Below are 13,052 nucleotides of genomic sequence, written 5' to 3'. Positions count from 1 at the left end.
GGCGTCTTCGCTCAGCTAACCTGACGAATCGGCGACCGTGACATGCAGCGGAAGCTGCTGTTTGCGCTTCGCATTCGGTGAAGAAACCGTTAATTCTTGCGTTCAGTGATTCGCGAAACGAAGCGGCGACGGGGCACGCATGGATTCGGAGTTCTTTGCGCTGGTCATGGACCACGATCCCAACCTCGTCTTCGTGAAGGACGAGAACAGCGTCATTCTCTACGCGAACCGCGCCTTTCTCGAAGTCTTCCCCCCGCAAAAGCGGGCCGGCATCATCGGCACCACCACCATCGAGGATTTCCAGCCCGACGAGGCGGCGCTGTTCCTCGCCGAGGACCGCCGCGCCATGGCGCTCGGGCGCAGCGAGATCGTCGAGGACGTGAGCGACTATACCGGGCGCAAGCGCGTGCTTCTGACCCGCAAGATCGCCTTTACCTGCGTCACCGGCGCGCCGCGGCTTCTGGCGATCTCCACCGACATCACCGAACTGGCCGAGCGCGAGCGGCATCTGGCCGAGGCCAACGACCGGCTGGCCCAGTTCTCGGCCTTCGCGGCGCATGACCTGCGCTCGCCGATCAGCAGCATCGTCAGCGCGCTGGACATGATCCGCCACGACCGGGAGACCACGCTCAGTCCGCGCGCCGAGAGTTATGTCGACCTGATGATGAAGAGCGGCCACGGCCTGGCCCGGCAGGTCACCTCGCTGCTGGAATCGGCCAAGGCAGAGAACCGGGCGGAGCTGGCGACCCGCGAGACCGACCTGAACCTCCTGATGAACGAGATCCGTTTCAATCTCTCGTCGCAGCTGGAGGCCGCCGGCGCGACGCTGCACAGCGCGCGTCTGCCCAATCTCGACGTCGAGCCGCATCTGTTCCGGCAATTGCTGCAGAACCTCATCGAGAACGCGCTCGCCCATCATGGCGACCGCCTGCCCATGGTGATCGTGCGGCACGAGGAGACCGGGGCCGAGCACATCATCTCGGTGGAGGACAACGGCATCGGCATCGCGCCCGGCGAGATGGAGAGCGTCTTCGAGGAGTTCGAGCAGGGCGAGCGCGCCGAGGGCGGCACCGGCATCGGCCTCGCGCTCTGCCGCCGCGTCGTCGGCCTGCATCAAGGGCGGATCAGCATCGATCCGGCCTATCGGGACGGCTGCCGGGTGGTGGTGGCGCTGCCCAAGGAGGCGGTGGCCGCGGGAGCGCTGCGCAACGTCGCCTGAGGGCGGGGTCGCGAACGCCTATTCCAGATGCTTGACGACCCGCAGGATGATCAGCGTCATGACGACGGCGATCACCGCGAGGAGATATTCGCCGAGGCCGCAGGCGAGACCCACCGCACCGGCCAGCCAGAGCGAGGCACCGGTGGTCAGCCCCTTCACCCGGCCGCGCGCCTGGATGATGACGCCGGCCGCCAGGAAGGCGATGCCGCTGGTCACCGCCTCGACGATGCGGATCGGGTCGGCCCGGGTCGAGTCGCTGTCGAAGCGGTCGATCAGCACGACCATCAGTAGGGTGAAGAGGCAGGCGCCGATCGCCACCAGCATGTGGGTGCGCAGGCCCGCGGCATGTTCGCCGCTCTCGCGCTCGTAGCCGACGATGCCACCGAGAAACGCCGCCGCGAAAAGTCGCGCGGTCTGCTGGAGGACCTCCCGAAGGGCCGGCTCGCTGAAGAGATCGGTCATGGCATTCTCCCCGCTGTCGCGACCCCCCGGCGCGCGCCGGACATGAGGTCGCGATGACGAATTCCTACATGCAGAGGAGAATGCGACGGGCATGCGCGCCGGCAAGGGGCAGCGCGCAGACGGCGTGCGTTCAGGCGGGCCGGGGCGCGGTGTCGCCGGCCGGCACGATCCGGTCGAACCAGGCGAAAAGCCCGGCCAGGGCCGGGTCGCGATAGAGCGGCACCTCGTTCAGCGTCTCGTGGCGGGCCCCCTCGACGATCTGAAGGGTGACGTCCCTGACGCCGGCGAGGCGCAACCGTCCGGCCAGCACCGTGACCGCTTCGCCCTTGTCCGTCGCCGGGTCGGCGGTGCCGCCGAGGCAGTGGACGGGGAGCTCGGCCGGCAGCATCGCCAGCCCGGCCTCCGACCCGCCCTGGAAGATCAGCGCCATGACGTCCTCCATCATCGACAGGGTCGGCGCAAAGCCGCAGAGCGGATCGGCGATGAAGGCGTCGACCGCCGCCGGATCGTGGGACAGCCAGTCCTGCATGGTGCGGCGGGGCGAGATCGCCTTGCCCCAGGCCTCGAAGGTGGCGCGCTGCAGGATGCCGCTGGGCACGTCGGAACCCTTCAGCGCCTTCTCCACCTTGAGCGCCAGCCGGCCGACGCGCTCCTCCAGTCCGGCGGTGAAATTGGCGTTCCAGACGGCGACGCCGGCCAGGTCGCGGCCATGGCGCTCGGCGTAATTGAGGGCGATGAGGCCGCCCATGGAATGGCCGAAGACGATCACCGGCAGGCCCGGATGGCGGGCGATTGCGTCCAGATGCACGGCGCGGCAGTCGGTCAGCACCTTCTCGGCGCCGTTGCGGCGGGCGAAGCGGCGCAGCGGCGCATCCGCCGCCGTGGTCGAGCCATGGCCGCGATGATCATGGGCAAGGACGTGACAGCCCTTCGCGGCGAGCGCCGCAGCGAATGCGCCGTAGCGGCCGGCATGTTCGGACAGGCCGTGATGGACGAGCACGATGGCGCGGGCGGGGGCCGTTGCCCGCGCATGATGGACATGGAGCGCGGCGCCGGTCTTGGTGTCGAGTGTGTAGCTGCCGTCGAACATGTCGTCTCTCCGCGTCGCAATGCCGGACGATAGCCGGATTCGCCGGGTCGCGCACGGCGATCGGGGGCGCAATGGAGGCGGGAATGGGCGGCCGGTCCGTTGCGCGCGGGCGATGCCGGGCGACGATGCGGGTTTCGCCTTTCGTCCGCCGCGGTTCCGCTCTATCGCCGGGACCATGACACGCACGGTTCTCGCCACCCTCCTTCTTCTCGCGACCTTGCCGGTTGTCGCGCAGACGCCCGTGACCGGCCGCTTCATCGCCGAGGCGCGCTGTCCGGCGCTGGCCTCGCTGACCGATCCGTCCAATCCCGGGACCGTCGCCACCGAGCCCGGCAAGGCCTATGCGCTGATCGCGCGCAGCGGCGCGCCGGCGACCCATTATCTCGTCCGCATTCAGGGCGCCGAGCCGGACCGGCGCTGGGTCGCGGTCGGCTGCGGCCGGATCGAGGCCGCCGCCGACAACGCGGCGTCCTGACCGCAAGCCGCCAGGCATGTGTCGCGGACCCTGCGGTGGTTGGCCGATCGCCGTCCGGCGTGCACAATCAGGCTCGGGCTGGAGGGGAGAAGGACGCCGCATGAACGGCTTCGCACGGAACGGCATGATCGCAATGGGGCTCGCGCTGATCCTGGCATGGCCCGGGACGAGCGGCGCGCGCGCGCAGGAGCCGCTGGAGGGCTTCGTCATCGCCCGCGAGGCCTGCGACGCGACCTTGTCCATCCGCGGTGGTCCCGACCGGCAGAGAGAGCGGCTGGTCGTCGACCGGGCCTACAAGCTGATCGGCGAGAACCGCCGCGACGGCAGCCATTATCAGGTGGAAATTCCGGGCGCCGATCCGGCGCAGCGCTGGATTGCCAAGACCTGCGGCGAGCGTGTGCGCCGCGTCGAGTCGGCGGGCGAAGGAGCCGCGCCGGCCCGCCGGCGGGATTCGGATGCCGGGCGCAATGCCCATCGCGATCTGGTGCTGGCGATCAGCTGGCAGCCGGCCTTCTGCGAGACCCGGCCGGGGCGGCCCGAATGCCGGTCGCAACGCCCGGGCCGCTTCGATGCCGACAATTTCTCCCTGCACGGCCTGTGGCCGCAGCCGCGCGGCACCGAATATTGCGGCGTCGCACCGGCGCAGCAGCGGCTCGACAAGGCCGGGCGCTGGTCCGACCTCGCCCCGTTGCCGCTGGAGCCCGACACCGCGGCGGCGCTGGCCGAGGCGATGCCCGGCGCCCGCTCCGCCCTCGACCGCCACGAATGGCTTCGCCACGGCACCTGCTACCGGGCCGATGCCGAGGAATATTTCGCCGACTCGCTCATCGTGCTTGGCGCGATCAACGCCTCGCCGGTGCGCCGGCTGTTTGCCGGGGCGATCGGGCGGGAGGTGAGGGCGGCCGAGATCCGGGACGCCTTCGACGCGGCGTTCGGCCGCGGCGCCGGCCAGCGGGTGCGGGTCGGCTGCGTCAATGACGGCGGCCGCCGGATCGTGCGGGAACTGATCGTCGGCCTGAAGGGCGAGATCACGCCGGAGGCGGATGTCGGCGCGCTGATCCGGGCGGCGCCACGCATGCGGGGCGGCTGTGCCGCCGGGATCGTCGACCCCGTCGGCCTGCAATGAGAGGCGCGCGACCGCGTCGCCGGAACGGACCGTGTGCTTGCGTCACTATTACTGAGACGCCATGATCGCGAGCGGAGCGGGATACCGGCGCAGCAGGAAAGTTGCTTGAAGCGTGCAGACTGATTTGCAGAAAGACGTCGACGCGATCGGCAGGATTCCGGCGGTCCCGACGATTCTCGAGGTCCTGGCGCGCGTGACGGGCATGCGCTTCGTCGCCGTGGCCCGGGTCACGGGCGAGCGCTGGGTCACCTGCAGCGCCCTCGACCGGATCGGCTTCGGCCTCACCCCCGGCGACGAATTGCAGGTGGAGACCACGATCTGCCACGAGATCGAGGAAAGCCGTCAGGCTGTCATCATCGACGACGTCGAGCAGGACGGCATCTACTGCAATCATCCGACGCCGAAGATGTACGGCTTCCGCAGCTATATCTCGGTGCCGATCATCCGCGCCGACGGGGCGTTCTTCGGCACGCTCTGCGCCATCGATCCGCTGCCGGCGACCCTCAAGGATGAGACGACCGCCGGCATGTTCACGCTGTTTGCCGACCTGATCGCCTCGCATCTCGACGGCCAGGAGAAGCTGGCGACGAGCGAGGCGGAACTGGCCAATGCGCGGGAACTGGCCCATCTGCGCGAGCAGTTCATCGCGGTTCTCGGCCACGATCTGCGCAACCCGCTCGCCTCCATCGACGCCGGCGTCAGCATGCTGGCGAAGCGGCCGCTGGACGAGCGCGCCCGGAACATCGTCGGGCTGATGCGCGGCAGCGTCGTGCGCATGGGCGGCATCATCGACAACGTGCTCGATCTCGCCCGGGCGCGGCTCGGCGGCGGCCTCAGCCTGTCTCGCGACGCCGATGTGCCGATCGAGGAGACGCTGCGCCAGGTAGTCGACGAATTGCGCTCCATCCGGCCGGATGCCCGGGTCGAGGTGGATCTGACGATCGACCGCCCGGTGCCCTGCGACCGCTCGCGGGTCGGCCAGCTCCTGTCGAACCTTCTCGGCAACGCCTTGACCCACGGCGCCGAGGACCGGCCGATCATGGTCGAGGCACGCACCGACGACGGCGGATTCGAGCTGTCGGTGCGCAATCACGGCGCGCCGATCCCAGACGCGGCGATGGGCAATCTGTTCCAGCCGTTCTTTCGCGCCGACACGCGTCCGAGCCAGCAGGGACTGGGCCTCGGCCTCTACATCGCCTCGCAGATTGCCGAGGCCCATGACGGCACGCTGGACGCCGCCTCGACGCCGGACGAGACCCGCTTCACCTTCCGCATGCCGATCTGAGAACGCCCCTCGGGCAATCTGCCAGCGATGCCGGTCCGCGGGGACGAAAGCACGCTCGGCATTTGATCGATAGCCGGGTGTGGAACCCGCCCGGCCTGCCTCTTGCGTCGTCCGACATTCTGTGACCGATAAGCGGGATCGAAGCGGCCGCTCGAGACGGCCTGCGGAACACACGATCCGGACAATTCGCGCCTCTCGGCTCTCCCAGCCGTCGCTCCCGCCCTTCGGCAAGGACGGTGAGGGGGGGCGGGGATGGCGGATTCGGCCACGGGCACTAACTGGTGGCCGGGGTGAGCAGAGGCGATGTTAAGAGCATGACAGATCAGCAGGTTGGCGACGCCTCTTCGGCCATTCCGGCATTTCTGGCCGGCGGCGGCGCGACGGGCGAATGCCTGCGCACATTCCCTTGGGCCGAAACGCCGCTCGGGCCGCCGCGCCACTGGCCGCCGGCGCTGAAGACGCTGGTCGGCGTCATGCTGTCGTCCAACCAGGCCATGTTCATCGCCTGGGGGCCGGACCGCACGCTGCTCTACAACGATGCCTATTCCGAGATCCTCGCATCGAAGCACTCCGCAGCGCTCGGCCGCGATTTCCTTGACGTGTGGCAGGAGATCCGCGCCGATCTCGTGCCGATCGTCGACCAGGCCTATGCGGGCGAGCCGGTCCACATGGACGACATCACGCTGCACATGCAGCGCCGGGGCTATCTCGAGGAGACGCATTTCAGCTTCTCCTACACCCCCGTGCGCGACGAGACCGGCACCATCGCCGGCTTTTTCTGTCCCTGCAACGAGATCACCGGCCAGGTGCTGGCTGAACGCCGCCTGCGCGAGAGCGAGGCCCGCGCCAAGGGCGTTCTCGACGGAATGGGCGAGGGCTTCGCGCTGCTCGACCGCGAGTTCCGGGTGATCGACTTCAATGTCGAGGCCGAGCGTCTGGAAAGCCGCCCGCGCGAGGAACTGATCGGGCGCTCGCACTGGGAGCTCTATCCGGGGACCGAGGACGGCGAACTCGGCCGGCTCTACAAGAAGGCGATGAGCGAGCGGGTCCCGGTCGCGCTGGAGCATCGCTATGTCTGGCCCGACGGCCGGGCGATCTGGGTCGAGGCGCGGGCCTATCCGGTCGAGGACGGGCTCGCCGTGTTCTTCCGCGACGTAACCGAGCAGAAGCAGACCGAGGCCGTGGCGCGGGAAACCGCCGAGCGCTACCGCCTGGCGATCCGCGCCACCAACGACGCGATCTGGGACTGGCACTTCGCCACCAATCACGTGCTCTGGAACGAGGCGCTGGAGACCGCCTATGGTCACAAGCCGGACGATGTCGAGCCGACCGGCGAATGGTGGATCGGCCATATTCACCCGGAGGACCGTGCGCGGGTCGACGCCAGCATCCATGCGGCGATCGACGGGACGGAGACCAGCTGGGTCGACGAATACCGCTTCCTGCGCGCCGATGGCAGCTATGCGGATGTGCTCGACCGCGGTCATGTGATCCGCGACGAGACCGGCCAGGCGGTGCGGATGCTCGGGGCGATGCTGGATCTGACCGAGCAGCGCCGCAACCAGGCGGCGCTCCGCGAGAGCGAGGCGCGGTTCCGGACCTTCGCCGAAGCGCTGCCGCTGGTGCTGTTCACCACGGACGCCGACGGGCGCTACGACTACACCAACCCGTTCCTGCAGGCCTTTACCGGCATGTCGGCCGAGGCGCTGGCGGGCTTCGGCTGGAGCGAGGCGCTGCATCCGGACGACAGCGCCCGGGCGCTGGCCGTCTGGGCCGAGCGGCGCGCCGCCGAGGAGCCGTTCGAGATCGAGTATCGCCTGCGCCGCGAGGACGGCGTCTATCGCTGGTTCCTCGGCCGCTGCGTGCCGGCCCGTGCCGCGCAGGCGGGGGCGGCCTTGCGCTGGATCGGCACCTGCGTCGACATGCAGGACATCGTCGAGGCGCGCGATGCCAAGGCGCGGCAAAGCGAGGATCTGGAACGTCTGGTGGCCGAGCGCACGGCGGACCGCGACCGCATGTGGCGTCTGTCGACCGACCTGATGCTGGTGGCGCGGTTCGACGGCACCATCCTTGCCACCAACCCGGCCTGGACGACGCTGCTCGGCTGGGACGAGGCGGACCTCGTCGGCACCTCCTTCCTCGACCTGATCCATCCCGACGATACCGAAGCCACGAAGGCCGAGGCCGGCCGGCTTTCCGACGGTCTTTCGACCCTGCGCTTCGAGAACCGCTACCGGACCCGCGACGGCAGCTATGTCTGGCTGTCCTGGACGGCGGTGCCCGACGAGCAGTTCATCCACGCGGTCGCCCGCGACGTGAACGCCGAGAAGGACGCCGCCGCCGAACTGGAGCGGGCGCAGGAAGCCCTGCGCCAGTCGCAGAAGATGGAAGCCGTCGGCCAGCTCACCGGCGGGCTGGCCCATGATTTCAACAATCTCCTGGCCGGCATTTCCGGTTCGCTGGACCTGATGGGAACGCGCCTGGCGCAGGGGCGGCTGAGCGAAGCCGACCGCTATCTCGTCGCCGCCCAGGGGGCGGCCAAGCGCGCCGCAGCCCTGACGCACCGGCTGCTCGCCTTCTCGCGGCGCCAGACGCTCGATCCCAAGCCGACCAACACCGGTACGCTGATCAGCGGCATGGAGGAGCTGATCCGGCGCACGGTCGGCCCGGCGATCGGCGTCGAGAGCGTCGTCGGCGGCGGCGTGTGGAGTGTTCTCGTCGATCCCAACCAGCTGGAAAACGCGCTGCTGAACCTGTGCATCAATGCGCGCGACGCCATGCCCGACGGCGGCAAGATCACCATCGAGACGGCGAACCGCTGGCTCGACGGCCGCGCGGCGCGGGAGCGCGATCTCGCCCCCGGCCAGTACATCTCGCTCTGCGTCAGCGACAATGGCTCGGGCATGACGCCGGACGTGGTGGAAAAGGCCTTCGACCCGTTCTTCACCACCAAGCCGATCGGCATGGGCACCGGCCTCGGCCTGTCGATGATCTACGGTTTTGCCCGCCAGTCGGGCGGCCAGGTGCGGATCTATTCCGAGCTCGGCCAGGGGACGATGGTGTGCATCTACCTGCCGCGCTATCTCGGCACCAAGGACGACAGCGAGGACGCGGCGCTGCCGGTGCCGGCGGTCGCGCCGACCGAGACCGGCAGGACGGTGCTGGTCATCGACGACGAGCCGCTGGTGCGCATGCTGGTCGTCGACGTTCTGGAGGAACTCGGCTACACCGCGCTGGAGGCCGGCGACGGTCCCTCGGGCATGAAGGTGATCGAATCCGAGGCCCGCATCGACCTGCTGATCACCGATGTCGGCCTGCCGAACGGCATGAACGGGCGGCAGGTGGCCGAAGCGGCGCGGCAGGTACGCGCCGGCCTGAAGGTGCTGTTCATCACCGGCTATGCCGAGAACGCCGTCCTCAACCACGGCCATCTGGAACACGGCATGCAGGTGGTGACCAAGCCCTTCGACATGGGCGACCTGACCCGGCGCATCCAGACGATCATCGCCGACGACTGAGCCCGCGCGGCGGAGCCGATGTTTCCCGCCACGCGACGCCGGGTGATCGGGTGCGGACGCCCGGACGTGCAATCCGGACGCCGGGGCATGGTCACGCCCTGCCGGACGCGCCACTCATGGCGGGACGCCGGCACTGATCCGGCGTCACGCACAGGAGTTCAGGGCGATGCTGCGATCCGCGACGATCTCGGGAGTGGTGCTGGCCATGCTGGCCGTCGGGGCGGGCACCGCGCCTGCCAATGCCGCCGAAGTGTGCGGCCTCGATCCCAATGGCGACTATTACCTGTCGGTCCGGGAAGGCCCGGGCTCGCGCTATCCGGAACTGACCCGGCTGGGGCAGCGGACCTATGTCGACATCATCGATTCAAATGACGACGGGTCCTGGTACGTCGTCGAGGCCGATGGCGAGCCGACCGGCTGGGTCTATGCCGGCTATATCTGCCAGTAGGCGCCGGTTCCCGGGCTCAGCAACAAGCGCCCGTCGGATTGATCGCGACAAGCCGGCCCAGCAGCGCCCGCCGAGAGGGGCGCTGCAGGGGCAGGGCATTACACCACGCGCAGGTCGTCGTAGGACACCATGACGTGCTCGCGATAGGCCGGGCGCTCGGTGAGGCCGGCGTAGTAGCGTTCGATGGCGGGGTGCGACGGCCGGTCGATGGGCAGGTCGTAATAGCGGTAGAGCAGGTGTCCGAACTGCAGGTCGGCGAGGGTGAAGTCCTTGCCGGCGATGTAGCCGTGTTCGGTGATGCGCGCCTCGGCGATGTCGAAGCGCGGCTTGAGCGCCTGTACCGCCGCGGCGATGGCGGCGGCGTTGCGGTCGGCCTCCGGAACCCGGACGATCTGCCAGAACACCGGGCCGCTGAAATTCAGCCAGATGTTGAGCTTGGCCCATTCGGCCCATTTGTCGATCTGGGCGCGGGCCGAGACGTCGTCCGGCCAGAACGGCGCGGCACCGTAGCGGCTGGCGAGATAGCGCAGGATCACGGCGGATTCGAACAGCGGCTCGTCGTCGCCATCCTTCAGCACCGGCACGAGACCATTGGGGTTCATCGCCCGGTATTCCGGCGTGTCGGTGCCGCCGTATTTGTGGCCGGCATCGTGGCGCGTGGCTTGGAGCCCGAGTTCGGCGATGCCCCACATCACCACCTGGACATTCGACGAATTCCGGCGTCCCCATACGGTCAGCATGTGTCTTCCCCTCGCTTGCGATCCCTCGTGGCGCCAGTGATGCGGCAGGGCGTCGCGCTTGGCAACCGCGATGCCGGGGACGGCGCGCCCGGTGCCTCGGCGCGCGCCTGCCGCGGTCAGAAGCGCTCGACGAAGGGGCGCAGCTCGATCTCCCAGCTCCAGGCCGAGCGATGCTGGTCGATGAGCGCCAGATAGGTCCCGGCGATCGCGTCGGGATCGAGCATGGAATCGGGCTGGTCGGCCGGCTCGCTGCGACCCGGATTACGGATCGCGCCGTCGATGACGACGTGGCCGACATGGACGTTCTGCGGATGCAGCTCGCGGGCCATGGACTGGGCGAGACCGCGCAGGGCGAACTTGCCCATGGCGAAGGGGGCCGACCGGGCAAAGCCCTTCACGCCGGCCGAGGCGCCGGTGAACAGGATGGTGCCGTGGCCCTGTGCGAGCATGCGCCGGGCAGCGGCCTGGGCGACGAGGAAGGCGCCATAGGCGGTGACGTCCAGCGCCCGGCGGACCTCGGCGGGATCGAGATCGACCAGCGGGCCGCGCACCCGCGCCGACGGATTGTAGATCGCCACCGCGAGGTCGCCGTCGATGCCGTCCACCTGTTCGAACAGCCGGGACACGGCGGCCGGATCGGCGGCGTCGCAGGTGGCGGTCGTCGCACCCGTCTCGGCTTCGAGATCGGCGAGCTTGTCGGTGTTCCGGGCGGCCAGCACCAGATGATGCCCGTGGGCGGCGAGCTGGCGGGCGAGCGAGGCGGAAAGGCCGTCGCCGACCCCCACGATCAGGGCGATGGACATGGGCTGGCTCCTCGGCAGCGTTGCGGCTGGCGACAAGGATAGGCGAGCGGTGCGCTGTTGCGAGGGAGCGTCTGCCGCGCCTCTTCGCGTCGCGGCCGTTGCTCCGCCTGCTCCGATGGCTTACGTACGGCGCAACTTCTCTTTCCATCTCGATACGGAGCGGCAGCGCGCAATGGCACGCCAGTTCATCTATCACATGTCCGGACTTTCGAAGGCCTACGGCAACAAGAAGGTCCTCGAGAACATCCATCTCTCCTTCTACCCCGACGCCAAGATCGGCATTCTCGGCCCGAACGGCGCCGGCAAGTCGACGCTGCTCAAGATCATGGCCGGCGAGGACAAGGACTTCACCGGCGAGGCCTGGGCCGCCGAGGGCGCGACCGTCGGCTACCTGCCGCAGGAGCCGCATCTCGACGAGTCGAAGACGGTGTTCGAGAACGTCATGCTCGGCGTCGCCGACAAGCAGGCGATCCTCGACCGCTACAACGAACTGATGATGAACTACTCCGAGGAGACCGCGGAGGAGGGCGCCAAGCTCCAGGACGTCATCGACGCCCAGAATTTGTGGGATCTGGAGAACCAGGTGGAGATGGCGATGGACGCGCTGCGCTGCCCGCCGCCGGACGCCGAGATCGCGCCGCTGTCGGGCGGTGAGAAGCGCCGCGTCGCGCTGTGCCAGCTGCTCCTATCGAAGCCCGACATCCTGCTGCTCGACGAGCCGACCAACCATCTCGATGCCGAGACGATCCTGTGGCTGGAAAAGCACCTGCGCGAGTACGAGGGCTCGGTGCTGATGATCACCCATGATCGCTACTTCCTCGACAACGTCACCGGCTGGATTCTCGAGCTCGATCGCGGCCATGGCGTGCCCTACGAGGGCAACTACTCGGTCTATCTGGAGAAGAAGCAGAAGCGCATGCAGCAGGAGGGCCGCGAGGACGACGCCCGCATGCGTGCCATCACCCGCGAGCGCGAGTGGATCCAGCAGGGCGCCAAGGCCCGCCAGACCAAGTCGAAGGCGCGTATCCGCGCCTATAACGAGCTGGTCGAGGCCGCCGAGAACCGCAAGCCGGCCGACGGCAAGATCGTCATCCCGACCGGCGAGCGCCTCGGCAACCGGGTGATCGAGGTCGAGAACCTGACCAAGAGCTACGGCGACCGGGTGCTGATCGAGAACCTCTCCTTCAAGCTGCCGGCCGGCGGCATCGTCGGCATCATCGGCCCGAACGGCGCCGGCAAGTCGACGCTGTTCAAGATGCTCACCGGCCAGGAGAAGCCCGACAGCGGCGAGATCAAGATCGGCGAGACCGTCGATCTCGGCTATGTCGATCAGAGCCGCGACGACCTGACGCCGAACAACACCGTCTGGGAGGAAATCTCCGGCGGCGTCGACATCATGAAGCTCGGCAAATACGAGATGAACAGCCGCGCCTATGTCGGCAACTTCAACTTCAAGGGCCCGAACCAGCAGCAGAAGGTCGGCACCCTGTCGGGCGGCCAGCGCAACCGCGTGCACCTCGCCAAGATGCTGAAGTCCGGTTCCAACGTCATCCTGCTCGACGAGCCGACCAACGATCTCGACACCGAGACGCTGACGGCGCTGGAAGATGCGCTGGAGGAATACGCCGGCTGCGCCGTGGTCATCAGCCATGACCGCATGTTCCTCGACCGGCTGGCGACGCACATCCTCGCCTTCGAGGGCGACAGCCATGTCGAATGGTTCGAGGGCAATTTCGAGGATTACGAGCAGGACAAGATCCGCCGCCTCGGCCCCGAGTCGGTCAATCCGAAGCGTCCGACCTACAAGCGCCTGACGCGCTGACGGGTTCGCGCCGGTCCGGTTTCCGGAAGGGAGCCGGACCGGCGTACGGGACCGGACGGTTAAC

General features: G+C 68.5%; 11 protein-coding genes. 7 read left to right on the top strand and 4 right to left on the bottom strand.

Annotated elements, in window-relative coordinates; genetic code table 11:
• Positions 1-139 precede the first annotated feature (139 nt).
• Positions 140-1,219 carry a sensor histidine kinase gene (locus H536_RS0119505; protein ID WP_024352049.1) on the top strand — a complete coding sequence of 360 codons (1,080 nt, stop codon included), beginning with the start codon at positions 140-142 and terminating at the stop codon, positions 1,217-1,219.
• 18 nt (positions 1,220-1,237) lie between these two features.
• Here H536_RS0119505 and H536_RS0119500 read toward each other — a convergent pair whose 3' ends face one another.
• Both H536_RS0119500 and H536_RS0119495 read right to left on the bottom strand, forming a co-directional pair.
• Positions 1,238-1,681, bottom strand: coding sequence for an MgtC/SapB family protein (locus H536_RS0119500; RefSeq protein ID WP_024352048.1), 444 nt, complete (start codon positions 1,679-1,681; stop codon positions 1,238-1,240).
• Between the two features lie 130 nt (positions 1,682-1,811).
• Positions 1,812-2,771, bottom strand: coding sequence for an alpha/beta fold hydrolase (locus tag H536_RS0119495; RefSeq protein WP_024352047.1), 960 nt, complete (start codon positions 2,769-2,771; stop codon positions 1,812-1,814).
• 175 nt (positions 2,772-2,946) lie between these two features.
• On the opposite strand from H536_RS0119495, the gene H536_RS0119490 reads away from it, so the two are divergent.
• The 5 genes from H536_RS0119490 (at position 2,947) to H536_RS0119470 (ending at position 9,623) form a co-directional block, all read left to right on the top strand.
• A complete protein-coding gene (locus H536_RS0119490) occupies positions 2,947-3,246 on the top strand; it encodes a hypothetical protein (protein ID WP_155898562.1) in 300 nt (99 codons plus the stop codon).
• 100 nt (positions 3,247-3,346) lie between these two features.
• The gene (locus tag H536_RS0119485; protein ID WP_024352045.1) at positions 3,347-4,372 is read left to right on the top strand and encodes a ribonuclease T2 family protein; all 1,026 of its coding nucleotides are present in this window, start codon (positions 3,347-3,349) and stop codon (positions 4,370-4,372) included.
• A 112-nt stretch (positions 4,373-4,484) separates the two neighbouring features.
• Complete coding sequence (locus tag H536_RS0119480) at positions 4,485-5,657, top strand: GAF domain-containing sensor histidine kinase (RefSeq protein WP_024352044.1); 1,173 nt, start codon at positions 4,485-4,487, stop codon at positions 5,655-5,657.
• Positions 5,658-5,971: 314 nt separating this feature from the next.
• The gene (locus tag H536_RS0119475; protein ID WP_024352043.1) at positions 5,972-9,175 is read left to right on the top strand and encodes a hybrid sensor histidine kinase/response regulator; all 3,204 of its coding nucleotides are present in this window, start codon (positions 5,972-5,974) and stop codon (positions 9,173-9,175) included.
• Between the two features lie 166 nt (positions 9,176-9,341).
• Positions 9,342-9,623, top strand: coding sequence for an SH3 domain-containing protein (locus H536_RS0119470; RefSeq protein ID WP_024352042.1), 282 nt, complete (start codon positions 9,342-9,344; stop codon positions 9,621-9,623).
• A gap of 98 nt (positions 9,624-9,721) precedes the next feature.
• Here H536_RS0119470 and H536_RS0119465 read toward each other — a convergent pair whose 3' ends face one another.
• Positions 9,722-10,363 (bottom strand): glutathione S-transferase family protein, encoded by a 642-nt coding sequence (locus H536_RS0119465; RefSeq protein ID WP_024352041.1) that lies wholly within the window; start codon positions 10,361-10,363, stop codon positions 9,722-9,724.
• Positions 10,364-10,479: 116 nt separating this feature from the next.
• Complete coding sequence (locus H536_RS0119460) at positions 10,480-11,166, bottom strand: SDR family NAD(P)-dependent oxidoreductase (protein WP_024352040.1); 687 nt, start codon at positions 11,164-11,166, stop codon at positions 10,480-10,482.
• Positions 11,167-11,338: 172 nt separating this feature from the next.
• On the opposite strand from H536_RS0119460, the gene ettA reads away from it, so the two are divergent.
• Positions 11,339-12,988, top strand: a complete 1,650-nt coding sequence (gene ettA, locus H536_RS0119455; protein WP_024352039.1) for an energy-dependent translational throttle protein EttA — start codon at positions 11,339-11,341, stop codon at positions 12,986-12,988.
• Positions 12,989-13,052: the final 64 nt, after the last annotated feature.

The sequence above is a fragment of the Aurantimonas coralicida DSM 14790 genome, assembly GCF_000421645.1.
Taxonomy (GTDB): Bacteria; Pseudomonadota; Alphaproteobacteria; order Rhizobiales; family Rhizobiaceae; genus Aurantimonas; species Aurantimonas coralicida.
This window is presented reverse-complemented; position numbering and strand designations above follow the sequence as displayed.